Raw genomic sequence first — 25775 nt, forward strand, 5'->3', positions numbered from 1 at the left:
CTTTTTAAAAAAAGATGGTTTTTTATATACGTCTTGTCAGCTTATGAAATGGACTGAGCCGTTCCTGCCGGCCTTCTGATTTATCTGTCAGCTGTAACCCCTCTGCTAAAACATTTGCCATGCTCATAACAAGATGAAGCCTCGTATTCTGCAGGACAAAATACTCCATAAACCCGCTGACATTGACGATTCCATTGATATGAACGTCACCGATTTCAGGAAGATCTTTTTGAACACCTGCTCCGGGCTTCAGCGGCCCATCGCCGATTTGAAATGACCCTACGCTTTTGACGCGGCCTAAACAAGCATCAACCGCTATAATAAACGGATTTTTATGTAGATGTTGAATATCTTTCAGCTTGTCTTTCATATTGACGGCGTGAACAGGATCTGACAGCGTGCCGTAAACGTGCAATCTGCCTAAATTCATTTTTTCTAACTTTGTTCCTACGAGCGGACCTAATGAATCTCCGGTCGACCGATCTGTGCCGATACACACGGTGACTAACGGTCTGCCGGCTGCTTTACGTAAAGATGAAGTAAGGATCGCTTGTATTTGATTCGCAGCAGAAGAATCCGTATGAGATACATATTGTTTTGCCCGTTCTTGAGAAAAAAGCCCGCCTTTTCGATTCATAAGGTTCACTTCCTTGTCATGTCATACGAGTATTACATTGTTGTTTTTGGTGATGTATGGTTGTTTACAGTATATCCAGCGCTGCCTTTTTTTATGCTTATGTCATGATCAGCATGCCGGTTGTTTGAAAAGAGCGGGATAGAAAAAAGAACCCAGAGCAGTTATTCTCTAAGTTCATGAAAGAAATAAGACCATTTGATCTACATCAACATATTGCTGATGATCTAATTTCAGCGCTCTTTTTTCTGTAGAGAAGAGGATAAATCCTAACTGAGCGTAGAGTTTTATTGCGGGTTCATTTGTTGAGGTAACAGAGAGATGGAGCTGTTCTGTGTCCTTCATCTTTTTTGCTCGGCTGATGGCTTCCGTCATTAACGCTTTTCCCGCGCCTGACCCTCGGTGTTTGGGGGAAATATACATAGAACCGATAACCGCAATGTGTCTTAGTTTAAACAGCGGATGCTTGGAGATCTTGAGGATTCCTATCAGTCTGTCTTTTTCAAAGGCGCCAAGCACGATGGCATTGTCGGCTTCAAGCCTGGCTTTAAATTTTTCGGACGGCCATTCTTTCTCCTCATCATAGCTGACGGCAAATGCGTCCGGGTGATCTTTTAAAGCTTTGAGCCTGATATCGGTATAAGGCTGGGTATCATTTGCGGTTAAACGCCTGATGTACATGGTTTGAGCTCCTTGCATAAGTGAATTTTTCTGAATAGTCAATCGTCGATATCATACCATATTTGTCCCATTTGTATGAATGATTGCCGCTGTCACTCAATATAGTAGCAATATGCGGAGATTATCAGAAATTTTATGAGGTGATGAGGGTGTGGAGAGCCGGGATGAAGTGGATGCTGCTCATATTAAGCAGCCAGATTGGGGCTGGGTATGCAAGCGGGCAGGAAATATGGCAGTTTTTCGGTGTCGAAAGCGGACTGGCTATTGTATTGTTTACAGTCATGTTTACGATTTCGGCTTATATTGTGTTGAAGATCAGCTATCGGGTTCAATCAACGCACTTTTTACCTGTGCTTGAGCATCTGATGGGGCCGGCTCTTGCTAAAGTCTATGATGTGCTTATTATGTTTTATTTGTTTTCAATGACGATGGTTATGATTGCCGGCGGCGGTGTGACGCTGCAAATGTACAAGCTGCCGTTTTGGATCGGTATTTTTCTTCTTTGCATTGTGACCGTCGGTTTATTCTTTTGGGATATAAAAGGAATATTATCTCTGAATAGTATTTTGATACCGATTCTTGTAGCGGGGCTGTTATATGCATTGGTCTTTTTTCAGACAACCCATCATTACACGTGGACGATAGATTTGACCCGCCAGTATAATTGGCCGGCAAGCATTACCTTCACGTCCTTAAACATCCTTTCTGTTGTCGCTGTTCTTTCTTCAATCGGGAAAGATATGAAGGGACTGGGAGAAGCGAAAATCGCAAGCGTTGCAAGCGGGCTGATTTTCGGTATGATTTCATTTGTTTACAATGAAACGCTTGTACAGCTTTCAGGCAGTCTTACACAATATGAGATTCCTCTTTTCGCCGTCCTTGAAGGCGCTCCTTATCCGTTATTTCTTTGTATGGCCGCCGTGCTTTTTTTAGCCATCTATACGACAACCGTGACCGGTCTGTTCGGGCTGTCCAGCCGCATGCTTGCATTTGTGAAATTGCCGAGATGGACGCTCGTATCTCTTCTTTTAGCTGTGATGGTGCCTTTTACGACAATCGGTTTTTCAGATTTGATCGCGATTTTATATCCCATTTACGGGCTTTTAAGTCTTTATTTGCTGGTATGTCTTCTTCTTTACCCTATTTTAGGGAGATGGAAAAAAGTATAATGCTCATTTTGAGTGCGGCCGTTGCTCTTATCCTGTCTTTTTTTGTACAATAAATAAAGCAGTCTATGGAGAGAGGTGAAGGGTCTTGGCGGATAAAGACTTTGGCCTGAATGATATTGTTGAAATGAAGAAACCGCATCCTTGCGGTGAAAACAGGTGGAAAATCATTCGGATGGGAATGGATATTCGGATCAAATGCACGGGTTGTTCCCACAGTGTTATGATTCCGAGAAGAGATTTTGAGAGAAAGCTGAAAAAAGTACTCGTCAAGCATGAGGAGCCTACATCATAAGGGCTGGCGCTCATGCTTTTTCATATAGAGGAGAGGAAGAGGCCCGATGAGCAAAGTGCATCAGTCAGCGTGCCCGCTGAATTGCTGGGACAGCTGCGGCTTTTTGGTAACAGTTGAGGATGGAAAGGTGACGAAAGTAGACGGAGACCCGAATCATCCCATTACGGAAGGGAAAATTTGCGGCCGTGGCAGAATGCTGGAGGCGAAAACGAATGCGCCGGAACGGCTTCGTTTTCCTTTAAAAAAGATAGACGGCGAATTTGTCCGCATTTCCTGGGAGCAGGCGTTAGATGAAATTGCTGAAAAAATGGCGGTGATTAAGGAGACGTTGGGCACTGCCGCAGTGCTGCACAGTCATGATTACGCCAATAACGGTCTTTTGAAGGCGCTCGACCAGCGTTTTTTCAATGGATACGGCGGTGTGACGGAGATTGCGGGCAGCATTTGCTGGGGTTCCGGCATTGAAGCGCAGCGCTGGGATTTCGGGCGTTCTTACGGGCATGGACCGCTTGATATTTATCACAGCAAGCATGTGATCGTATGGGGCAGAAACGTGTCCCGGACGAATATGCACCTCTATCATCATCTGCAGCAGGTGAAGAAAAAAGGAGCGACACTGACGGTCATTGATCCTATTTTTAACCCGACTGCAAAGCTTGCCGATCGGTATATATCCGTTAAACCCGGCATGGATGGCTGGCTTGCGGCGGGGGGTTTAAAAGTATTATGCCAAACCGGCAGAACCGATTCCGATTTCATTCAAAGGCATTCGGTCGGTTTTGAAGAAATAGAAAAGCTTCTGCAGACGATTTCTATTGAGGAGATCATTGAGAAAACAGAAACGTCTTTAGAAGTGATTGAATATCTTGCTGATTTATATGCTGACGGTCCCGCCTCCACTTTTATGGGTCTTGGGATGCAGAGATATAAAAACGGGGGCGGGACGATACGGTGGATTGACGCTTTAGCTGCGGCGAGCGGAAATGTCGGTATCAAAGGCGGCGGCGCAAACTTCGGAAATGTGCAAGTCGGTGAAAGCTTTGCAAAGGCTGAGCTCACCCGTCCTGATCTGAAGAAAAGTTCGAGAACGTTTTCGATGATGACTCAAGCCGAAGAGGCGCTGAATGCAGCCGATCCGCCGATTGAGATGATCATCGTGACGTGCGGCAATCCGCTGACACAGGTGCCGAATACAAAAAAAGTGAAGGAAGCATTTGAAAAAACACCGGTCACAGTGGCCATTGATTCTGTCATGACCGATACGGCGAAGCTCTGTGACTATGTGCTGCCGACGGCCGTTGTTTTCGAAGAGGAAGATATTTATTATTCCAGCATGTATCATCACTATGTTCAATATGGCAAGAAGCTTGCGGAACCGCAGGGAGAGGCAAAATCAGACCGCTGGATCTGGACGGAACTCGCAAAGCGTCTCGGATTCGGGGAGCTCTTTGATTACAGTACGGAAGATTTCTTAAAAATGGGGCTCTCTTCTTTGGAGAAAGAAGGAATCACCCTTGAGCAATTAAAGGAAAAAGGACATATGCCGCTTCCGGTCAAACAGGTTCCGTGGAGTGATTTTCAATTTTTAACCCCGAGCGGAAAATTTGAATTCGTCTCGTCACTGGCAGAAGAGAAAGGATACAGCGGCCTCCCTCAATTGGAAGTGCCGGAGGAGTCTGTTTATCATGACGCCGGACTGGCGGGGAAATATCCGTATACGCTGCTGTCCATTCACCCGCAGCGCTCCAATCATTCACAGCACGTGCCGTTTATTGAAAAGCTTCAGCAGATTCAGGTGGATCTGTCGCCGGATATCGCCGAGGAGCTTTCACTTCAAGACGGAGATACGGCAGAGGTATACAATGACCGCGGCCGTCTGCGCGGCAGGGTGAAAATCATGAAGCAGGCTCACCCGAAGACGGTGAATATAGATGAAGGCATGTGGGCGGCATTCGGAGGCTCCGTCAACATGCTCACAAAGGATTCAAATTCTGATAATGGAATGGGAAGTACGCTTTTTGACTGTCTGGTAGCGGTTAAAAAAGGATAATCTAAGGAGAGAGAGGGCGGGAAATGCTTTTTTCTCAGCTTGTCTTTTCCTATGAACCTCCTTATAATTGCTCTAGGTTACAATACGTTTATACGATGATGGTTTGATATAGAGGAGATGAAAGAATGGCTTTAACTGCTGGAATTGTCGGTTTGCCGAATGTCGGAAAATCGACGTTATTTAATGCAATTACCCAGGCTGGTGCCGAATCAGCCAACTACCCGTTCTGTACAATTGATCCGAACGTGGGAATCGTGGAAGTGCCGGATGAACGTCTGCAAAAGCTGACTGAATTGGTGAACCCGAAAAAAACGGTGCCGACTGCGTTTGAATTCACTGATATCGCGGGGATCGTAAAAGGCGCATCAAAAGGTGAAGGACTCGGAAATAAGTTTCTTTCTCATATCCGTCAGGTTGATGCGATCTGCCACGTTGTACGCGCATTCGCTGATGACAATATTACGCACGTGTCAGGGAAAGTCGATCCGATTGACGATATTGAAACGATCAATCTTGAATTGATTCTTGCCGACATGGAGACAGTCGAAAAACGCATCACGCGTGTAAGCAAGCTTGCTAAGCAAAAAGACAAAGAAGCGGTTTTTGAATTTGACATTCTGTCTAAATTAAAAGAAGCTTTCGAACAAGAAAAGCCTGCCCGTTCCGTTGAATTTACGGAAGAACAGCAAAAGCTTGTGAAGCAGCTTCATTTGCTTACGTCAAAACCTGTGCTTTATGTAGCAAATGTAAGCGAGGATGAAGTGGCTGATCCTTCAGATAATGAATATGTTGCGAAAATCCGGGAGTACGCCGCGGGTGAAAACGCCGAAGTTATCGTCGTCTGTGCGAAAATTGAGTCTGAAATTGCTGAATTGGAAGGCGAAGAAAAGCAAATGTTCCTTGAGGAGCTCGGCATTGAAGAATCAGGTCTTGATCAGCTGATTAAAGCGTCATACTCTCTTCTCGGCCTTGCGACATACTTTACGGCGGGCGAACAGGAAGTGCGCGCATGGACATTCAGAAAAGGCATGAAAGCTCCTGAGTGTGCGGGTATCATCCACACTGATTTTGAACGCGGCTTTATCCGCGCTGAAACGGTTGCTTATGAAGACCTTTTGGCAGGCGGCGGAATGTCCGGAGCGAAAGAAGCCGGAAAAGTGCGTCTGGAAGGTAAGGAATATGTAGTCCAAGACGGAGATGTCATTCATTTCCGATTTAATGTATAGGACACAGTTGTAAAGGGACAAGAGCTTTGGTATAATATAAACTTGTGAGTAATAGAATTATTGCTCCTTGCCCATTATAGGGCCGCTTAGACCAAAAGGAGGTGCAAACAGATGAAAAAGTACGAAGTTATGTACATTATCCGTCCGAACATTGACGAAGAGTCAAAGAAGGCAGTTATCGAGCGTTTCAACAACGTATTGACTTCTAACGGAGCGGAGATCACTGGAACAAAAGATTGGGGTAAACGTCGTCTTGCTTACGAAATCAACGATTTCCGTGACGGTTTCTATCAAATCTTAAACGTTCAGTCTGAAGCTGCAGCGGTTGCTGAATTCGACCGTTTAGCTAAGATCAGTGACGATATCATTCGCCACATCGTTGTTAAAGAAGAAGAATAAGCAATTTGAAATATATAATGTTAAAAGGTGGTCTTTCATATGCTTAACCGAGTTGTATTAGTCGGAAGACTGACAAAAGACCCAGAGCTTCGTTATACGCCAAGCGGTGCGGCTGTCGCCACGTTTACTCTTGCTGTGAATCGTACATTCACGAACCAGTCCGGAGAACGTGAAGCCGATTTCATTAATTGTGTCACTTGGAGAAGACAAGCCGAAAACGTTGCAAACTTTCTTAAAAAAGGAAGCCTTGCCGGCGTAGACGGCCGACTCCAGACAAGAAATTATGAAAACCAGCAGGGACAGCGTGTCTTCGTGACAGAAGTCCAAGCTGAAAGTGTTCAATTTCTTGAGCCTAAAAACAGCGGCGGTTCTGGATCAGGCGGATACAACGAAGGAAACAGCGGCGGAGGCCAATACTTTGGCGGAGGCCAAAATGATAATCCGTTCGGCGGAAATCAGAACAACCAGAGACGAAATCAAGGGAACAGCTTTAATGATGATCCATTTGCCAACGACGGCAAGCCGATTGACATCTCGGATGATGATCTTCCGTTCTAATAGATTATCGCTATATTCATAACGAGAAAGGTGGGAAATGACAATGGCAGGAGGACGCAGAGGCGGTCGTGCGAAACGCCGTAAGGTTTGTTACTTCACTTCTAACGGCATTACGCACATCGATTACAAAGATGTAGATCTTCTTAGAAAGTTTGTTTCTGAGCGTGGTAAAATTTTACCTCGCCGTGTAACTGGAACAAACGCGAAATACCAACGTAAATTGACTATCGCGATCAAACGCGCACGTCAAATGGCTTTACTTCCATACGTAACTGGCGAGTAAGCCGAAAAAAGAGCAAGAGCCTGCGGGCTCCTGCTCTTTTTTTATATCAGTCCCCCTCCATCCTGCCGAAATGTTTCACATGAAACATGGAAGTGCTCCTGACACCTATCTTTGTTATCTTGCTCCTCTATTCAAAAACGCGTACTTATGCAATGAATTTGTTTATACTGAAAAACAGGGGGTGGCTGAGATGGAGACAGACAGAAATATCCTGACTGATGAAAAGTGGAGCGCAATCATACATAATGATGCTTCTTATGACGGGGCATTTTATTATGCAGTAAAAACGACGGGGATTTTCTGCCGGCCTTCTTGTAAATCGAGAGTTCCGAATAAAGAAAACGTGCTGGTGTTTGATACGGCTGATGCAGCGCTCGAGAAACATTTTCGTCCCTGTAAAAGGTGCCGGCCGAACGGTCTTCGTCTTCCTGATGAAGAATGGATTGCTCAAATCATTGAATACATTGAACGCCATTATCACGAATCCCTGACTCTGAGTGTACTGGCCGAAATGTGTCACGGCAGCCCCTATCATTTACAGCGGACATTTAAAAAAATCAGGGGAATATCCCCGATTGCGTATATACAGAAAATAAGATTGTCGAAGGCGGAACACCTTTTAAAGCATACTGATATGACAGTCATGGAGATCGCTCTGACTGTCGGAATTCCAAACACAGCGCATTTCGCGACCCTTTTTAAAAAGGGAACCGGGAGTTCGCCCACAGAATACAGAAAAACGGCCAAAATGGGACAGGGAGGTTCAATATGAGTAAAGAGCCTATGATCTATTGGACACTCTTCACACGGAATGATTGGAGCCTGTATACAGCCGCCACATCTAAGGGGCTTTGCTTTATAGGGTCAAATCATGGAAGCTTTGAAGAGCTTGAGCAGTGGGCAAAAAAATCACTGCCGCAATACCGATTGGCACGTGATGATGAAAAGCTGGCGCCTTACACGGCAGAGTTGTCCGAGTACATTGAAAATGGCAGATCAGCTTTTTCAGTGCCGGTGGATCTTTACGGAACAGAATTTCAGCTTGCTGTATGGAAAGCGCTTATGGACATACCGTACGGCGAGATATACTCCTATTCGGATATAGCAAAAATGATTCAGAAACCGGCAGCCGTAAGAGCCGTGGGCGCTGCGATTGGAAAAAATCCGGTATTGATTACGGTTCCGTGCCATCGCGTCATCGGAAAAAACGGGAAACTGACCGGATTCAGAGGCGGTTTAGAAATGAAAAAGCAGCTGCTGGCATTAGAGGGCGGAAACATTGAAACACTGGAATACCGGCTGAGCCGGACAGGAGGGATCACATGAAACTGATTTCTTGGAATGTAAACGGCTTGCGTGCCGTGATGAAAAAGATAGATATCAATACTTACGTTCAGGAAACGGAAGCTGATATTCTATGTCTGCAAGAAACAAAAGTACAGGACGGACAAGTATCATTACAGCCTGAAGGATATCACGCCTATTGGAACTATGCGGTGAAAAAAGGCTACTCAGGCACGGCTGTTTTTTCGAAAGAAAAGCCGCTGCACGTGCTCTATGGACTGGGGATTGACGACCATGATCAAGAAGGACGGGTGATCACGCTTGAATTTGAGCATGTGTTTGTCGTCAACTGTTATACGCCGAATGCCAAACGCGGATTAGAGCGAATTGATTACCGTCTTCAATGGGAAGCCGATTTTAAGGATTATCTGCAGAAGCTTGACCGGAAGAAGCCCGTGATCTTATGCGGCGATCTGAATGTCGCACACAGGGAGATAGACTTAAAAAATCCGAAAGCCAACCGGAAGAACGCCGGTTTCTCGGAGCAGGAGCGGGAAGCGTTCAGCGCCCTGCTGAACGCGGGATTTACCGACTCATTCCGCTATTTATATCCTGATCGGGAAGGCGCCTATTCCTGGTGGTCTTACAGGACGAACGCACGTGAGAAAAACATCGGTTGGCGGCTTGATTACGTCATTGTTTCAGACAGACTGAAGCAGCGGATCAGCCAAGCGGCCATTTGTGCCGATATCATGGGTTCTGACCATTGCCCTGTTGAAATGACAGTGGATTTATGATGAGATAGCAGTAAGAGAAATCCACTCTTGCTGCTTTTTTATCACTGAAAATGGAGGAGCACATGGCAAATATAAAAGAGATTGCGAAACTGGCGAATGTGTCGGTGGCCACCGTATCACGCGTATTAAACCGACACCCGTACGTATCTGAGGAGAAAAGGCGTCTTGTGAATCAAGTGATGAAGGAGCTGGATTATACCCCTAATCGAACCGCCATTGATCTGATTCGCGGAAAGACCAATACAATCGGCGTGATTTTGCCGTACAGTGACCATCCCTGCTTTGACAAAATTGTAAACGGTATCACGAAGGAAGCGTTTGCCCATGATTACGTGACAACCCTTCTCCCCACCAACTATGACCCCGCTATAGAGATGACATATTTCGAACTGCTGAAAATGAAAAAGATTGACGGACTGATTGTCACGTCCCGCGCGAATGAATGGGAGACCGCCGTGCCTTACCTGGAATACGGTCCCATTGTCGCTTGTGAATATACACAGCATCAAGAGATTCCCTGCGCTTATAATGACAGGCAGGCAGCATACAGAGAAAGCTTTTTGTATTTGAAAAACCGCGGGCATCAAGACGTTGCTTTTACATGTGTGCGGGAAGCGGAAAAAAGCCCGAGTACGGCCGACAAGGTAACCGCATATAAGGCGGTCTTCGGCTCTCTTGATGAAACCCGCATTCTGGTCGGATGCCATGATATGGACGACGGAAAGCGTGCGGGTGAGCACTTCTGGGGTTTCGACAAGGCGCCGACGGCCATCTATGCGCACAGTGATGACGTGGCTGCCGGCTTGTACCAGTTTGCGAAAGAACAGAAATGGGACGCGGAGATCATCGGCGAGGGAAATCTGAGCGTCAGCCGGGCATTGAATATTCCATCCCTGGAACTTCATTTGGAACGGGTCGGAAAGGAAGCATTTTTATTATTTTTTCACGAAGAAACAGCTAAAAAACAAATTATGCATCAATTTCAGCGGAAAAAAGTCTTGAGCTGAAATGGGTTTCATGCTTTATAAATAGATTGAGAAAAAAAGGGAGGCGGACATATGCGAATTGAACATGCAGCGATATGGGTGAAAGATTTGGAACGGATGAAAGAGTTTTATGAGACATACTTCGGCGCCAAGGCCAATGACCTTTATCATAATGAGAAAAAAGATTTCAAATCGTATTTTCTTTCATTTGACTCCGGATGCAGGCTGGAACTTATGAAAAAAGGCGGCATTGATGAAGTTCCGTCACAGAATATGACCGGATGGGCGCATCTCGCATTTTCTACAGGCAGCAAGGAGCGGGTGAATGAATTGACGGAAACGTTTAAAAATGATGGATTTCAGGTTGTAAGCGGCCCGCGCGTGACGGGTGACGGATATTATGAGAGCGTGATAGAGGATGGGGAAGGCAATTTGATAGAAATCACAGTGTAACAGTGCGGAGTGATTCCGCACTGTTTTTTTGATTAAATTTGCTGTGCATTTGTTTTCGGGCCGAAGAGGATTAACAAAACGGAACACAGAAGCCAGCAGCCGCCGATGAACAAAAAGACGCTGATGTAGCCGAGCTTAACGGCAATAAACCCGACGAGCAGGGAGCCGAATATGTTGGAAAAACGGCCGAGCCCATACGCCAGCCCGCTCCCGGCCGAGCGATATTCCGTAGGATACGGTTCCGATGTGTAGGCGTATAGATTTGAGGTGAAGATCCGTTCCGTGACGTTAACGACAAATCCAAACACAATAATCATGACGGGAATAAACGTCATGCCGTATAACAGTCCGGCAATGGCAGTCAGAAAGGCGCTTGCGGCCAGAATCCATTTCCTTTGGAACGTCTCGGATATCATGGAACCGAGCAATGCGCCAAGCGGCGCGCCGACAGAGTGAAGCACATTGTACCACAGCGTTTTTTCCATGGTGATGCCGTTGCTTTTCAGCAGGCTGGGCACCCATGAAGCAAAGCCGTAAAAGCCAAAGGTTTCAAGAATCCATACCGCTGACAGGATGATGGTGATCTTTAAATTCCTGCCCTGAAACAGCCCTAAGTAGCCTGCGTGCTTCACTGTATGTACTTCTGCCGCCTCTTTTGGCGCAGGAAGCGGGCCTTTTTCTTTCTCTGCACGTGCTTCAAGACGGTTCATAATGGCGTTTGCCTGATCATATGCGCCCCGATTTTCGTGCCAGCGCGGCGATTCCTCAAGCCGGCGGATAAAAAAGAAATAAATGAGACCGGCCGCCCCCCATACGAATACGAGCCGCCACCCCCATGAGCCTAAAGGAATGACAAAAGCGGAAACAACGTTTGTGACGGGAACGCCGATTAGTCCGATCATGGCGCAAAGGGAGATGTATTTTCCCCGTACGGAGGATGGAAAAAATTCTGCCAAATAGCTGTTCGTCACAATCATGGCGGCCGCGACGCCGAGCCCGGTCAAGAAGCGGAAAATCATTAAGGACGGAATGTCCCATGCCAGCGCATTCAGAAAAGATGAGATCGAAAAGACAAGGACAAAACAATTCAGCGCTTTTTTCCTGCCGATCCGATCGGACAGCCTTCCGCCGATGGACGCGCCTAAAAACATGCCCAGGAATGATGCGGCCGTGATGTCGGCAATGGTGGACAGCTTCACGCCCCAATGCTCAATCAGCGCCGGAGCCACGTTGCTGAGCGTAAACAGATCAGCGAGATCAAAAAAATAGATGATTCCGAGAGCGGTTAATACTTGATAATGCACACGTGAAATGGGGAGACGGTCTAATCGGTTCGCTACATTTGAGAATGTCTGATGTTTCATAAACAACCCCCTGACTTTGCAATTGTAATCAGAAAATACTGTGAATTTATCTGACGAATACATTATAAAGGTCTTTTTTTGGCAAAAACAGAGTGTAAATAACCAGAGCCAAAGGAAACGGCATAGCGCTTTCTTCTTAAAATATATAACATTTCCTATATCTGTTTTTGTTTATATTGTAAAATGTTGAAGGAAAGGAAGTTGATGCATAAATATGAATACGTTTGTACGGCCCGCAGAGGGAAAAAATAGTGTATCGAGATATCTCCTTTCTCTGTTGGTCATTGTGGGTTTGTTCTTTTTCGGAAGCATACTGACCGTGTTTTATATGTTTTTCACGTCCGCTTTCAATCCTTCACTGACGATAAATTGGGATGAGGGGGCATTAAGTGACCCGCTGGCGGATATTTATTTACAGCATATCGTCTATTTCATAGCGATTCCGGGCATTTGGATAGCGGTTCGTTTCATTATGAAACGGCGGTTTTTATCCATCATCACACCAAATCAGTCGCTGAACTGGAAGAGGATTTTCTTTGGATTCGGCACATATGTTGTGCTGATGTTTGTCGCGGGGCTGATTGATTTTACAATTCATCCGGATCGTTTCATGCTTCAGGAATTCCATGCTTCACGTTTTCTGCTGCTGTTAGCGGCGGCCGTCTTGTTGGTGCCGATTCAAACCTCTGCGGAGGAATTTCTCTTTCGCGGTTTTCTGCTTCAGTTCGCCGGAAAATTGACGGCAAATGCGGTGGTTCTGACAGTCATTATCGGCGGATTATTCGGCGCACTTCATTTCGGGAATCCGGAGATGGAAAATGGAGCTCTCTGGGCGGGAATCGGATATGTCACCATCGGCATGATCTGGACCTTTATCACGATTAAAACGGGCAGTCTGGAGATGTCCCTTGGCGGTCACGCTGCCAATAATATGTTTTTATTTATCTTTCTCACAGAGGATCATTCGGTGTACGGCGGCATTCCGTCGATATTTACAACAGCAGCCGGCGGCTATGAAATATATGATTGCATATCGACTCTGGTGATCAATATCATCTTCGTATGGCTCGCGTTCCGTTTTGTGAAAAAAGAAAAGCAGCAGGCCGCCTAGGCTCTGCTGCTGATTTGTAAGGTGTTCATCGCTTCATCAATATCCGTCGTCGGCCTCCGGCAGGCGAAATTCTCACAAATGTAGACCGTTGTCTTCCCGTCGATCATTTGATAACCCGCGGCAAAGTCAGAAATGCCGGCAAGCTCTTCCGGATGTTCTGCGGCGAGAATCGTATAGGCGGGAGTGAAATGCTCCTGAAGCGCCTCAATGAAACGTTTTCTGTCCGGGTCATCTTTCCTTCCGAAAACAACGATTTCTTTTTGGGGCATTGTATGTGCCAGTACGCTTTGCATGAAGAAAGCGTTGCTGCTCGGATAGGCCTCTATTTCCCGTTTGAACACAGAAAACATCGCTTCGGCTTTTTCAATCAGTGATATATCACCCGTCAGGCGGCCGAGACGAAGCAGCTGTACGGCAGCCGCGCTGTTTCCGGAAGGCACGGCCCCGTCATAAACCTCTTTTTCCCTGACAAGAAGGGTCTCAGCATCATTCCCCGTAAAGAAGAAACCTCCGTGCCGTTCATCCCAGAACAGCTCCAGCATGCTTGTACATAACGTTTTCGCTTTCTGCAGATAAGACGGATTAAAACCCGCTTCATACAGTTCAAGATAAGCCCAGATGAGAAAAGCATAATCATCGATAAACCCTTTGTTTTTCACTTCGCCCTCGCGATAGCGGACCATGACGCGCCCGTCCGGCATGAGGTGCCGTTCGAGAAAGCGGATCGCTGTTTCCGCCATGCTGAGCAAGTCAGGCTCGTGAAATACCTTTGCGGCTTTTGCCAGCCCGGCAATCATGAGCGCGTTCCATGAGGTCAGCACTTTGTCATCTGTATGCGGATAGCTTCTGTTTTCACGCGCTTCCAGCAATTTTGTTCTTGCCTCTTCAAGGCGTTCGGCCAGCTCATGTCCGGTGAGGCCGGTCTCTTCGAGGATGGCCTCACGCCGCGTGAAAATGAGGTGCGGGATGTTTTCGCCTTCAAAATTGCCTTGATCTGTGATGTTATACACCTTGCAGTAAAGCGGGCCGAGTTCATCACCGAGAAGGTTCATAACCTCTTTTTTGGACCATATGTAATATTTCCCCTCACGGCCTTCGGTATCAGCGTCTAAAGCTGAGAAAAAGCTGCCGTCTTCATGCATCATTTCCCGCTGAATAAACGTTACGATCTGCATCGCAATCTGTTTGTAGCGCTCATTACCTGTGACTTGGTAGGCTTCTGTATATGCGGTCAGGAGAAGGGCGTTGTCATACAGCATTTTCTCAAAATGCGGCACGAGCCATTCATTATCAGTCGAGTAGCGGGCAAAGCCGAACCCGATGTGGTCAAAAATCCCGCCGTTCGCCATGCCGTCGAGTGTCTTGGTTACGCCGGCCAAAGCCTGTTCCTTGCCCGTATAGCTGTAGTAGCGAAGCAGAAACATGAGCATATGCGGCATCGGAAATTTTGGAGCCTGGCCGAACCCGCCGTACACTGTATCAAACCCGCCGGCCAGCTGGCGATACGTGTCATGAACAGCCTGTTCGCCAAGCATGCCCTCGGCCGGGTGAACCTTGACTTCAAGATGAGCGGCGGCGTTTTCAGCAATATCCTCGACATGCTGCCGGTCATTCGCAAACGTTTCGGACAGATGTTCAAGCACATCGATAAAGCCCGGACGGTTAAATTTGCTCGTCTTCGGAAAATACGTCCCCGCATAAAACGGCTTCTGATCTGGTGTGACGAACACGTTCAGCGGCCACCCGCCCTGCCCCGTCATCAGCTGGCAGATTCTCATATACACGGAATCGACATCAGGCCGCTCCTCACGATCAACCTTGATGGCTATGAATTTATCGTTTAACATACCGGCGATCTCTTCGTCCTCAAAGGACTCGTGGGCCATTACGTGGCACCAGTGACACGTCGAATAGCCGATGCTGATAAGAACCGGCTTGTTTTCGCGTTTTGCTTTTTCGAAGGCTTCTTTTCCCCAAGGATGCCAGTTTACGGGGTTGTGGGCGTGTTGGAGCAGATAGGGGGACTTCTCCGTGATTAAACTGTTGGGTTTGCTATTGTTTGGCATGGGCTCACCTGCTTTCTATTAATATTTGTATGTTTAACATACCACAATCCTCTAAAAAAATTCATACACTCAACTTTGTGAACCAAACCCAAGTCATTAAAAAGGAGAACTGCTTATGACTCTATTTTTAGGGTTAAACTTCATCTACCTTATTGCTTTTTAGATAAGAAGTAAGGATTTAAAATCTTTATCGTTTTATTTACTGTTAGATAGGTGAAACACACCCCGGCGACTGTAACCATCCCGCCTGTCAGTGCAATAAACGCAGGTACTTCACCTAACCACACCCAAGAAATGACCAAGGCTATAGCGGGTGTTAAATAAAGTGAAATGGTTGCTTCTGAAGCACCGACGAGTGAAGTTACATACGCAAGTGCAAAGTAAGGCACAACCGTTGGTAATAAACCTAAGTAAACGATAGACAATGTTGAGTTCATTGAAGCGTTCAAAAACTCTTCCCCTAAGCCAGGCAGAAATCAAGCATAGGTATTGTCCCGCCCCAAATAGTGAATGTAACGAATGGAATAAATCCATATTTTTTTATATAGCGAGCTTGAAAAACGAAATAAATACTCTCCGAAAAAGCTGCCAGCAGGATTAACAAAATGCCGTTCACTGAATTTGTATAGTTTCCTGCCCCAAATGAAATGATCGACACACCCAATAAACTTATGATAGAGCCAATCCATTTATAAAGCCCAAAATGTTCACCAAAAAACAGACGGGATAACATTGCAGAAAAAATAGGTGTCATGGTCACGAGTAAGCTTGCTGTCCCTGCGCTGACTGTTTTTTCTCCGATATTCAGCAAAATGTGATATAGTGCAAAACCTAAAAATCCTAACGATAAAATAGCAGGGATATCCTTCATGTCAGGTAAACGCATATGAGTCAAAACAGCAAAAACCAACAGTGCCATTGACCCAATCAACAAGCGAAACAAAGCGAGGTGTTCCGGCGTGTAACTCTCCAAACCCGCGCGAATTCCCGGGAAAGCTGATGCCCACAACCCAATCATCAGACTGTAAGATATACCGATTCGAACTGTTTTCTTTCTCATCTTTCTCACTCCTCTTTACAAAAACCAACCAGTTATTTAATGTGTTTCTATATTAATAAAGATTTGATGATATGACTTCAACCAGTTAAATAGATTTTGACCCAACCACTTTTAAGGAGGATCCTTTTTATGAGCGCTCCAGAAGAAAAAAAGATGAAAAAGCTTCCTAAGTACATACAAATCATTCAATTTATAAAAGAGAAAATAGGAAATGGAGAATGGCCGATTGGAAGTAAGATTCCAAGCCAGCGCACGCTTGCTAAACACTTTGAGGTGAACAGGAGCACAGTCATTACAGCTTTAGAGGAATTGACGGCGGATGGATTAATCGAAGGCAGAATGGGCAAAGGGACAGTTGTTACGAACAATACATGGACACTTTTGGCTAAGAATTCCGCTCCCGATTGGGATCAGTATGTAACCTCCGGAATCCAGCAGCCAAGCCAAAAAATCGTTCAAGAGATCAATAAATCAGAATCGAATTCTGATCTTATACAGCTCAGTAAAGGAGAACTTTCACATGAGATTTTTCCTTTAGCTGTTATGAAAGAGATCATGGGAAAGGTATCTCAAAACATAGAGGCATTCGGGTATGAGGAACCAAAAGGCTATTTGCCTTTGAGAGAGGCATTAAGCGGCTATTTAAGAACAATCGGCATTCAAGCGTCTCCTTCTTCCATTCTTATTGTTTCGGGCGCACTGCAAGCCTTGCAGCTTATATCAATGGGGCTTTTACAAAGGGGATCGACCGTTTATCTTGACCAGCCGTCCTATCTTTATTCATTACACGTATTTCAATCAGCCGGTATGAAGCTGACTGGAGTTCCTATGGATAACGATGGGCTTTTGCCGGAACACATCCGCATGGCAAGGGGGGAACGGGGGAGGGCTATCTTATATACAAATCCCTGTTTTCATAATCCGACAGGTATTTTAATGTCAAAAAAGAGACGGGAAGAAATCCTTGCGGCAAGTGAGAATGCACAGCTTCCCATTATTGAAGATGACATTTATCGTGAGTTATGGATAGATGAGATTCCTCCAGATCCTATTAAAACAATAGATAAAAATGGGCATGTGCTTTACATAGGCAGTTTATCGAAAACGTTAAGTCCGGGCTTGAGGATTGGATGGATCGTCGGTCCAGAACCAGTGATTGAACGTTTATCCGACATAAAAATGCAAACAGATTACGGCTCCAGTTCGTTATCTCAGAGAGTAGCGGCAGAGTGGTTTACATCGGGTGAATACCAGCAACATCTAGAACAGGTGAGAAGTCAATTAAAGGTGAGAAGGCAATTGGTCATGAGTCTCTTAGAAACCAATTTGAAGAATGTCGCTGCATGGAATATGCCGAAGGGAGGATTCTTTGTTTGGGTAAAAATATTGCCTTCACTATCTATGAAATTACTTTATACAAAAGCTTTGACAAAAGGGATACTTCTCAATCTCGGCAGTATCTATGCTCAAGAAAAAGGGAATTATATTCGCTTATCATATGCTTATGCATCTCTTGAAGACCTTCAAAAGGGAATTTATGAATTGGGTTTGATGATTAAGGAATTGGCAAGCAGATAAATATAATGATTACTAAAAGACAGGGACATGCTATCAATGACAAGAATCTGCTTGTTTTCGCGTTTCGCTTTTTCAAATGCTTCTTTTCCCCTCATGAAAACCAGTAAAAAAGCCGCCAACAAAGCGGCTTTTCTTAAGTTAAGATGCCGAATGTCAAAAAAATGTTAATTTCTGCTCTCCTTGTTTTTATTCAAACTTCAATCTGTATGGCTATGTCTCTCCTAGAAGAACAGCGGCTTGGTTCTTGAAGAGTAAATCATTTAATCCAAAGCGCTATGACTCCTGCAGATGAAATTCAGATCATTGGGCCGTATAACCGCCGTCCATTACGACTGCCTGTCCTGTAACTCCTTTCGCTTTGTCACTGGCGAGGAATACTGCGTAATCAGCGATTTCTTGCACGGCTAATAAACGTTTTTGAGGAACCAAGGGGTAAATGACTTCTTCAAACACCTTTTCTTTAGAAATGCCTCTAGTCTCTGCAATATCTTTTAACTGGTTTTGCACCAATGGAGTGTCGATATATCCCGGACACAAGGCGTTGACGGTAATTCCGTATTCCGCTCCTTCCAATGCTGATACTTTAGTTAAACCGATCAAACCGTGTTTGGCGCTGCAATAAGCCGCTTTCCCTGCAAAACCGATTAAACCATTTATGGAAGCCATATTGATGATGCGGCCAAATTTTTGTTTTTTCATCAAAGGGAATACTCTTTTTGTCGCACTAAAAGGAGCAGTAAGCATTAATTTCAGCATAAATTCAAACTTATCAGTCGGGAAGTTTTCTATATCCGACACATGCTGAATCCCCGCATTGTTTACCAGAATATCCAATCGTCCAAAGGTTTCAAGTGTCTTAGAGACACTTTTTTCTACTTGTTCTTCGTTTGTTACATCACAAACCGCAGAGAGGACTTCGTATCCTTGTTCCGTAAGTTCCTCAGCTGCATGTTGCACGGCTTTTTCGTTCAAATCGGAAATCACAACTTTTGCGCCTTCTTTAGCGAATTCACGTGCAATTTCTAAACCAATTCCACTCGCCGCGCCTGTAACAAGAGCAACTTTACTTTCCAATAATTTACTCATAGTAACCCCTCCAGGATTCATTTTGTTCTTCTAAAAGTTTACACCCAGCAGTTGTATAAGTAAAATGAATAAAAAGAATATAATGTATTCGTTAAACTTATGGAATGGAGATCATACGATGGATATACGCCAAATCACTTACTTTCTTGAAGTTGCTAAATCCAACAGTTTTACTAAGGCATCAGAAAATTTGCATTTGTCACAGCCTGCCTTAAGTAAGATGGTGAAAAGTTTGGAAGAGGAATTAAAGGTTGAGCTCATTGATCGATCAGCCAGACAAATCGCTTTGACAGATGCAGGCGAAATTGTATTTGAGCAAGGCCAAATGATTATGAAGTCAATAGATGACTTGTCGACGAACTTATACGATCTTTTACATTTAAAAAAAGGAAAAGTGAAAATTGGAATACCGCCGCTTATCGGTGTCTTGTTTTTTCCTAAAATCATTAGAGGATTTAAACAATTGTATCCTGATGTGAACATCAAGCTGATAGAACATGGGGGAAACAAGGTGAAACAGGAGGTTGAAGATGGGGTACTGGACCTTGGCGTGGTTATTGAGCCAGTGGACGAAGAGCAGTTTGATATCATTCCATTGCTTAATGAAGAACTGATGCTCTTCGTTCATTCCGCTCACCCGCTTGTTCATAAAGAGATTGTGGAAATGCAGGACTTGAAAAATGAACCTTTCATCCTGTTTAGTGAAGACTTTTCTCTTCACGATCGGATTATTCAAGAGTGTATTAGAGCCGGTTTTCGTCCAAATATCGTTTATGAAAGTTCTCAATGGGATTTTATCAGCGAAATGATTGGAGAAGAACTAGGTATCTCCATTTTTCCTCAGTCTATAGTAAAAAAGACTGATCAAAGTTTAGTTAAGGCAATCTCCATTGTTAATCCATCAATTCCTTGGAAAGTGGCGATTATTTTAAAAAAAGGAAAATACGTTTCGCACGCAGTACGCGAATTTATCCGGTATATTTCATTTTTTTGTAAGAGTAATTACGTAAATCAAGATAACTCATGAAAAAAATGAATGGTTTTTATAGTTTTTATGTATTTTACGGTTAGAGAGGGCTGCGATATATTATCTTATGTCAGAAAATAAGTACCTTTCAGGAGGAAATTCAAATGGATCAAAGCCGTTACCAACAAGGTTTAGACAAATTAATGGAGTACACTTTAACAAGCGATGATAAAATCTCTACGCATTTAAAGATTTCTGAAGACTTGAAAGATATCGCCCCAGATGTAAGTAAGTACATGATAGAATTTGCTTACGGAGATATATATTCACGGCCGGGATTAACCAATCAACAACGTGCGCTTGTTACCATTTCATCCCTTGTAACGCAAGGAACCGAGCCGCAGCTTGAACTTCATATCAATACAGGGCTTACATCCGGATTAACACCGACTGAGATTGTAGAGAGTATCACCCAATTGGTTCCTTATACAGGCTTCCCGCGTGTACTTAATGCTCTTTCAGTGGCTAAGAAAGTGTTTGCACAACGACATGTAGAAAACCATTGAGAAATAAAGAGCTTGGGGAATGCGGGATGAATTAGTATAAACTCATCAATAGAATATACACAAAACGACAGCCTATAAGGCTGTTTTTTAACACAAATGTCTGACCTCTTTTTTGTTTTCGGCTGATCATATGTAAAAGCGATTATTTTAATCGCTTTTTAATACTTAGAAACATGCTAACCTTCGACCTCTTTATCAGTAAGCACTTTTAAAGCATTTCTTACTTTTAAGGCGAAGTTGACAGGTTTATCAATCGCTTCGAAATGAATATACATCAGTCTCGGTTTATCAAACAGCCAGTGATTGTGAAGTGACGTTACAATCAGATCATGTTTCCGAAGAACGCTGATAAATGGATTGATTTCTTTTTGCAGAATGACAGTTTCTCCGCTGCAGAGAGCACGGCCGTCTTTTGTCATTGATTCAAATGAAAACATTTGCGGAATGAGCAAGAATGATCTTCCGGGCCGTCCCAGTACTACTGGTTTTATATTCGTTCGTGATCTCATTACTGTACAAATTCCATTTTCAAACGTATGCATGGTTCCGCCTAGAATATCGTTGAACTCGTCACAAAGACCATGCCGTTCAATCAGCTCCCCGTCAGTTTTTGGTACCGCACGCACAGTTTTAGTAGTTAGAACTCTCAGGGCCTCTCTCACTTTTCTTGCAAAATTGAGGGGTTTATCAATTGATTCAAAATGCATAAACATCAGACGCGGTTTATCAAACAGCCAATGGTTATGAACGGCAGTTACGATGATACCGAATTTGCGCAGCTCACTCATTAACGGGTTCACTTCTTCTTGCAGTAAAACAGTCTCACCTAAACATAAAGCTCTGCCTTCCCGATCCATGCTTTCAAATGAAAAGGCCTGAGGAATAAAAGGAAATGCCTCGGCTCTTCTTCCGAGTACCACCGGATGAATGTTGCTTCGAAATCTTGTCGCCGTACATACGCCATTTACGACACTGGGCGTTGAATTGAGAATTCTAGCAAATTCTTTGCAGAGCCGTGATGGCTCCATACTCGTTTCTTCCACTTCATATCTCCTCCTGGAATCTATTTATAACGTACTTAGTATTAAAGATATGTGAAGATAGAAAAAATGTAACGCGTCAGCAGTCCATATTAGAGAGAATCAGTCTTTCTTGTATAATTTGAGATTTTCTTCCCTTTTTACAATCTCTTTAACTGTTAATTTTTAATAGATTAAAAGCTTAAATTGGTAGTTTTATTCCAGATTTGATTTTTTTGTGGCGGCCATTTGTGACAAGCACCGGCTGCGCACACATACCTTTTAATTTGAGTTTCAGGCTAAGAAAAAAAGCCTTTATACAAGGCTTTCGGTAAATAATTCATACAGCCGTTTGGCTGCTCATTCAGTGACAGCTCACAGCTCTTTTGTCATCAAGACATGCGGGATGCCGTCTTCCATAAATTCCGGTGAATCTGTCTGATAGCCCAGTTTGTGATAAAAGCCTTCCGCATGTGTTTGTCCATGCAGTTTACATTGGGTGATGCCTTTTTCTTTTACCATGTTTTCTAATTCGCTTATGATGACTTTGCCCAACCCGTATTTGCGATAAGGCTTCAGGATGCAGATTCGTTCGAGCTTGCCTGTATGGTTTACAATGCGGACGCGTCCTGTGCCGGCAGGCTGATTTTCATGAAAAACCAAGACATGCCCGCACTGATCCTCAAGCGTATCGAACTGATCAAATTCATCGGCTTCAGGTACTTGCTGTTCCTCAATGAATACTGCTTTTCTAATCTCAAGCGCTGCTTGTAAATCAATTTCCGTTGTTATTCTTTTTATCCTCATAATCAACCAATCCTTTTCACATGTTAGTCTGGACTGCACGGCTTGCTTGTGGTCTTATAGAAGTAACGATAAAATAATTATATTGTAAATGCAACAAAACATGAAGGGTTTGAAAAGATATGACTGATATTTTGCGGGAAATCGGCATGATCGCACGGGCACTGGATTCCATCAGCAATATTGAATTTAAAGAATTAGACTTAACAAAAGGGCAGTATCTCTATCTTGTGCGGATATGTGAAAACCCGGGAGTGATACAGGAAAAAGTGGCGGAAATGATTAAAGTCGACCGAACAACAGCGGCGAGAGCAATCAAAAAATTGGAAATACAGGGGTTTATTGAAAAGCGTCCTGATGATCAAAATAAAAAAATAAAAAAACTGTTTCCGACTGAAAAAGGGAGAAAGGTTTATCCGTTATTGCAAAGAGAAGGAGAGCATTCTGCGGAGGTAGCCCTGTCCGGCTTTACATCTGAGGAAAAAGAAACCATTTTCAGCCTTCTTCAGCGGGTGAGAAAAAATATAGAACATGATTGGGAATTTGTGAAGAAGGGGAATAAAAGAGATTATTAATGGTCATTAATTCCTTTTAGTGAATGATTGCGTTGTGAATGATTAAAGTCATAAATGGATACGTTATCTGTGACATCTCCTTCCTCGGTTCCTGCTTCAACATAGCCGATAGGCTTATTTTTAACGAAAAGTATCAATTATGGTATATTTAAATAAGAAAAAATAATTGAAGCGGGGAATGATATGAGTACAATCGAAAAACAAAGACGTAAGAAATTCAGAGCGAAATCAATCGTACGGGCCATCATGGTCATCATCGGCGGAATTATTGCCGCGTATGGACTGGAAACCGTATTGATTCCGAATAGTGTATCTGACGGCGGTGTGACCGGACTCAGCATTGTCGGTTCACAGCTGTTTCATTTGCCTCTTGGGATCTTAATTGCGGTGATCAATATACCGTTTGTCTGGTTAGGATATAAGCAAATCGGGAAAGGTTTTGCGTTTCTATCAATTATCGGTATTGTCTCACTTGCCGCGGGCACGAGTTTTTTCCACCACACACCGGCTATCATCGAGGGAGACACCCTGTTAATCACCGTTGTCGGCGGGATTATTCTCGGCTTTGGAATGGGATTGGCATTGCGCAACGGCGGCGCATTAGATGGAATTGATATGCTGGCTGTGCTTCTGTCACGGAAATTGCCGTTTGGCACGAGCGACCTCATTTTATTTTTAAACATGTTTGTGTTTATTTTTGTTTCTTTTGTATTTGGGCTGCAAGGCGCATTGCTTTCCGTCATTGCTTACTACATTGCATCTAAGGTGATTCATGTGGTTGAGGAAGGCTTAAGCGGTTCTAAAACATTTCAGATTATCACCAATGAGCCTGCATTAATGGTAGAGACCATTCGTGAAGAATTGGGCCGGAGCGCTACTTATAAAGAAGCATACGGCGGTTTTTCTCATGAAAAATTCCAAGAAATCACATGTGTCATCAACCGTTTGGAAGAAACCAAACTGAAAGAAATTATTAATGACATTGATAAACAAGCCTTTGTGACGGTATATGATGTCGCAGAAGTAAAAGGCAGTAATTTCAGAAAAGTCCATAATCATTAAGTAGAGAGCTGCCGTTAATCGGCAGCTTTTTTTAAAAAAGGAGAAAAAACTTGCAAAAATAGAATGACGGCTGTATATTATTGATATATCAAATATTGACTAGTCAATTAATTGCGCAAAAGAAAGTGGGGATGGGTTTTGACAGCATGTTGTTCAGAGGAAGGCGAGATTTTATATCAGCTCCAATCACTGCATAAAGTGATCGGCACGAAGTTTGAAGCGTGCACCGGAATCAGCCAATCCCGCCTTGAGCTTCTCGCCGTGCTTTTTTACGTCGATGAGATCAGCCAAAGCGATCTTCAGAAAAAGGTGAATATTGATGGCGCAGCCGTGACAAGACACTTGAAACAGCTTGAAGCCAAAGAAATGGTCACAAGAAGGCGGAAGCCCGAGGACAACCGAATTATACTTGTCCGGCTTACTGAACAGGGGCGGGAGAGAATTGAGGCTTCCAAAAAGGAGAAGGAGCGTTTCATAAAGGAAATGCTTGCCGGTGTCAGCGAGGAAGAACGCAGTATGTTAAAAAACGTATTGTCGCAGATGCAGAATAATATAGAAAATATGAAAGCATAGGAGTGTTTTACACATGAAAACAGAACTGAAAACAAACGACTTTATGGACATTATGAAAGGGCGCCGTTCCATTCGGAATTATGATCCGGCTGTTAAAATCAGCAAAGAAGAAATGACTCAAATCCTGGAAGAAGCAACGACAGCGCCGTCTTCAGTCAACGCGCAGCCGTGGCGTTTTCTCGTCATTGACAGCCCTGAAGGAAAAGAAAAACTCGCGCCGCTTGCCAGCTTTAACCAAACACAAGTCAGCACATCATCTGCGGTGATCGCGGTTTTCGCAGATATGAACAGTGATGACTATTTAGAAGAAATTTATTCAAAAGCGGTCGAACTGGGCTACATGCCGCAGGAAGTAAAAGACAGACAAATCGCTGCGTTGACGGCGCATTTTGAAAAACTTCCGGAGCAAGTGAACCGTGAAACGATTCTGATTGACGGAGGACTCGTTTCCATGCAGCTGATGCTTACGGCACGCGCGCACGGCTATGACACAAACCCAATCGGCGGCTACGATAAAGAAAAGATTGCCGAGGTTTTCGGAATGGATAAAGAGCGTTATGTACCGGTCATGCTGTTATCAATCGGAAAAGCGGCAGACGAAGGATATGCTTCCTACCGTCTTCCTATCGAAACAATCGCACAATGGAAATAAGGTTGAAGTGAAGCTGAGAGGAGAGGGACAGTGGACATGATTGCAGCTGTTTTCGTCGGAATTGTAGCTTTAGAACATGTATTTATCATGATACTTGAAATGTTTTTTATCAATTCGAAGGCAGCTAAGCGGTCCTTCAAATTGCCGAAGCATTTAGAAGGTGATCGGAATGTAGCGGTCATGTTTGCAAATCAGGGTCTGTATAATGGATTTCTGGCTGCCGGCCTCATTTGGGGGCTGATCCTCGGAGCTGATCCGATTGGCCATATGATTCAAATGTTTTTCGTCATCTGCGTGGTCATCGCGGCCATTTTCGGAGGCTTTACTTCAAACAAATCAATTATCGTAAAACAAGGACTTCCGGCTGTTTTAGCGCTTATTTTTCTTTTATTGGCGTAGCAGACGGAAAGAGGGCTTCCGGAAAGGAAGCCCTCTTTTTTTATTCTGTTTTGAAAATCATTCCTTATATGCATCAGTTTC

At 44.2% G+C, this 25775-nt stretch carries 28 protein-coding genes and 1 pseudogene; 21 read left to right on the forward strand and 8 right to left on the reverse strand.

What is annotated here, in order from left to right:
• Positions 1-22: 22 nt before the first annotated feature.
• Entirely contained in the window at positions 23-637 is a 615-nt protein-coding gene (gene yyaC, locus BR62_RS0110965; protein ID WP_004392969.1) for a spore protease YyaC, read from the reverse strand.
• A 174-nt stretch (positions 638-811) separates the two neighbouring features.
• Entirely contained in the window at positions 812-1315 is a 504-nt protein-coding gene (locus tag BR62_RS0110970) for a GNAT family N-acetyltransferase (protein ID WP_020958120.1), read from the reverse strand.
• A gap of 143 nt (positions 1316-1458) precedes the next feature.
• Between BR62_RS0110970 and BR62_RS0110975 the strand changes: the two genes are divergently transcribed.
• The 12 genes from BR62_RS0110975 to BR62_RS0111030 all read left to right on the forward strand — a co-directional run bounded on the left by BR62_RS0110975 (position 1459) and on the right by BR62_RS0111030 (position 10812).
• Positions 1459-2484: a YkvI family membrane protein gene (locus tag BR62_RS0110975; RefSeq protein ID WP_088005468.1), complete on the forward strand. Its 1026-nt coding sequence runs from the start codon at positions 1459-1461 to the stop codon at positions 2482-2484.
• Between the two features lie 85 nt (positions 2485-2569).
• Positions 2570-2776 carry a DUF951 domain-containing protein gene (locus BR62_RS0110980; RefSeq protein WP_004392973.1) on the forward strand — a complete coding sequence of 69 codons (207 nt, stop codon included), beginning with the start codon at positions 2570-2572 and terminating at the stop codon, positions 2774-2776.
• A 46-nt stretch (positions 2777-2822) separates the two neighbouring features.
• On the forward strand, positions 2823-4826 hold the full coding sequence (locus tag BR62_RS0110985; protein WP_032870833.1) for a molybdopterin-dependent oxidoreductase: 2004 nt from the start codon (positions 2823-2825) through the stop codon (positions 4824-4826).
• Between the two features lie 125 nt (positions 4827-4951).
• Entirely contained in the window at positions 4952-6052 is a 1101-nt protein-coding gene (gene ychF, locus BR62_RS0110990) for a redox-regulated ATPase YchF (protein ID WP_004392975.1), read from the forward strand.
• A gap of 111 nt (positions 6053-6163) precedes the next feature.
• Entirely contained in the window at positions 6164-6451 is a 288-nt protein-coding gene (gene rpsF / locus BR62_RS0110995) for a 30S ribosomal protein S6 (protein WP_004392977.1), read from the forward strand.
• Between the two features lie 39 nt (positions 6452-6490).
• Entirely contained in the window at positions 6491-7009 is a 519-nt protein-coding gene (ssbA, locus tag BR62_RS0111000) for a single-stranded DNA-binding protein SsbA (protein ID WP_004392979.1), read from the forward strand.
• 43 nt (positions 7010-7052) lie between these two features.
• The gene (rpsR, locus tag BR62_RS0111005) at positions 7053-7292 is read left to right on the forward strand and encodes a 30S ribosomal protein S18 (RefSeq protein WP_004392983.1); all 240 of its coding nucleotides are present in this window, start codon (positions 7053-7055) and stop codon (positions 7290-7292) included.
• 190 nt (positions 7293-7482) lie between these two features.
• On the forward strand, positions 7483-8064 hold the full coding sequence (locus BR62_RS0111010; protein ID WP_020958118.1) for a bifunctional transcriptional activator/DNA repair enzyme AdaA: 582 nt from the start codon (positions 7483-7485) through the stop codon (positions 8062-8064).
• Positions 8061-8618, forward strand: a complete 558-nt coding sequence (locus BR62_RS0111015) for a methylated-DNA--[protein]-cysteine S-methyltransferase (RefSeq protein ID WP_032870836.1) — start codon at positions 8061-8063, stop codon at positions 8616-8618. Before BR62_RS0111010 ends, BR62_RS0111015 begins: the two co-directional genes overlap by 4 nt.
• Positions 8615-9373, forward strand: coding sequence for an exodeoxyribonuclease III (gene xth, locus BR62_RS0111020; protein ID WP_020958116.1), 759 nt, complete (start codon positions 8615-8617; stop codon positions 9371-9373). The genes BR62_RS0111015 and xth overlap by 4 nt, the downstream gene beginning before the upstream one ends.
• A gap of 62 nt (positions 9374-9435) precedes the next feature.
• Entirely contained in the window at positions 9436-10380 is a 945-nt protein-coding gene (locus BR62_RS0111025; protein ID WP_007409892.1) for a LacI family DNA-binding transcriptional regulator, read from the forward strand.
• Between the two features lie 51 nt (positions 10381-10431).
• On the forward strand, positions 10432-10812 hold the full coding sequence (locus tag BR62_RS0111030) for a VOC family protein (protein WP_015418645.1): 381 nt from the start codon (positions 10432-10434) through the stop codon (positions 10810-10812).
• A 32-nt stretch (positions 10813-10844) separates the two neighbouring features.
• Here the strand turns inward: BR62_RS0111030 and BR62_RS0111035 are convergent, their stop codons facing one another.
• The gene (locus tag BR62_RS0111035; RefSeq protein ID WP_007615061.1) at positions 10845-12176 is read right to left on the reverse strand and encodes an MFS transporter; all 1332 of its coding nucleotides are present in this window, start codon (positions 12174-12176) and stop codon (positions 10845-10847) included.
• 214 nt (positions 12177-12390) lie between these two features.
• On the opposite strand from BR62_RS0111035, the gene BR62_RS0111040 reads away from it, so the two are divergent.
• Complete coding sequence (locus BR62_RS0111040) at positions 12391-13287, forward strand: CPBP family intramembrane glutamic endopeptidase (RefSeq protein ID WP_032870838.1); 897 nt, start codon at positions 12391-12393, stop codon at positions 13285-13287.
• Here the strand turns inward: BR62_RS0111040 and BR62_RS0111045 are convergent.
• Both BR62_RS0111045 and BR62_RS0111050 read right to left on the reverse strand, forming a co-directional pair.
• On the reverse strand, positions 13284-15353 hold the full coding sequence (locus BR62_RS0111045; protein ID WP_032870840.1) for a thioredoxin domain-containing protein: 2070 nt from the start codon (positions 15351-15353) through the stop codon (positions 13284-13286). The two genes, BR62_RS0111040 and BR62_RS0111045, sit on opposite strands and share 4 nt — an antisense overlap.
• A 149-nt stretch (positions 15354-15502) precedes the next feature.
• Positions 15503-16413, reverse strand: a pseudogene (locus tag BR62_RS0111050) (DMT family transporter).
• Positions 16414-16542: 129 nt separating this feature from the next.
• Here BR62_RS0111050 and BR62_RS0111055 point away from each other — a divergent pair.
• A complete protein-coding gene (locus tag BR62_RS0111055; protein ID WP_032870842.1) occupies positions 16543-17991 on the forward strand; it encodes an aminotransferase-like domain-containing protein in 1449 nt (482 codons plus the stop codon).
• Between the two features lie 300 nt (positions 17992-18291).
• Here BR62_RS0111055 and BR62_RS0111060 read toward each other — a convergent pair whose 3' ends face one another.
• Entirely contained in the window at positions 18292-19077 is a 786-nt protein-coding gene (locus BR62_RS0111060; protein WP_015240976.1) for a 3-hydroxybutyrate dehydrogenase, read from the reverse strand.
• Between the two features lie 118 nt (positions 19078-19195).
• Between BR62_RS0111060 and BR62_RS0111065 the strand changes: the two genes are divergently transcribed.
• Positions 19196-20104, forward strand: coding sequence for a LysR family transcriptional regulator (locus BR62_RS0111065; protein ID WP_025285581.1), 909 nt, complete (start codon positions 19196-19198; stop codon positions 20102-20104).
• Positions 20105-20208: 104 nt separating this feature from the next.
• Positions 20209-20610 carry a carboxymuconolactone decarboxylase family protein gene (locus BR62_RS0111070; protein WP_007409882.1) on the forward strand — a complete coding sequence of 134 codons (402 nt, stop codon included), beginning with the start codon at positions 20209-20211 and terminating at the stop codon, positions 20608-20610.
• Between the two features lie 176 nt (positions 20611-20786).
• On the opposite strand, the gene BR62_RS0111075 is transcribed toward BR62_RS0111070, so the two are convergent.
• Positions 20787-21653, reverse strand: coding sequence for a DUF1259 domain-containing protein (locus BR62_RS0111075; protein WP_032870845.1), 867 nt, complete (start codon positions 21651-21653; stop codon positions 20787-20789).
• Between the two features lie 351 nt (positions 21654-22004).
• A complete protein-coding gene (locus tag BR62_RS0111080; RefSeq protein WP_032870848.1) occupies positions 22005-22436 on the reverse strand; it encodes a GNAT family N-acetyltransferase in 432 nt (143 codons plus the stop codon).
• Between the two features lie 119 nt (positions 22437-22555).
• Here BR62_RS0111080 and BR62_RS0111085 point away from each other — a divergent pair, with 119 nt between their 5' ends.
• The 5 genes from BR62_RS0111085 (at position 22556) to BR62_RS0111105 (ending at position 25694) form a co-directional block, all read left to right on the forward strand.
• Positions 22556-23008, forward strand: a complete 453-nt coding sequence (locus BR62_RS0111085; RefSeq protein WP_007409879.1) for a MarR family winged helix-turn-helix transcriptional regulator — start codon at positions 22556-22558, stop codon at positions 23006-23008.
• Positions 23009-23191: 183 nt separating this feature from the next.
• Positions 23192-24070 (forward strand): YitT family protein, encoded by an 879-nt coding sequence (locus BR62_RS0111090; RefSeq protein ID WP_032870851.1) that lies wholly within the window; start codon positions 23192-23194, stop codon positions 24068-24070.
• Between the two features lie 111 nt (positions 24071-24181).
• Positions 24182-24643 carry a MarR family winged helix-turn-helix transcriptional regulator gene (locus tag BR62_RS0111095; protein ID WP_169510223.1) on the forward strand — a complete coding sequence of 154 codons (462 nt, stop codon included), beginning with the start codon at positions 24182-24184 and terminating at the stop codon, positions 24641-24643.
• 13 nt (positions 24644-24656) lie between these two features.
• Entirely contained in the window at positions 24657-25295 is a 639-nt protein-coding gene (locus BR62_RS0111100) for a nitroreductase family protein (protein ID WP_004393039.1), read from the forward strand.
• A 30-nt stretch (positions 25296-25325) separates the two neighbouring features.
• Positions 25326-25694: a DUF1304 domain-containing protein gene (locus tag BR62_RS0111105; protein ID WP_032870854.1), complete on the forward strand. Its 369-nt coding sequence runs from the start codon at positions 25326-25328 to the stop codon at positions 25692-25694.
• The last annotated feature ends 81 nt before the right edge of the window (positions 25695-25775 follow it).

The sequence above is a fragment of the Bacillus sp. UNC69MF genome (assembly GCF_000746035.1).
Classification (GTDB): Bacteria; Bacillota; Bacilli; order Bacillales; family Bacillaceae; genus Bacillus; species Bacillus velezensis.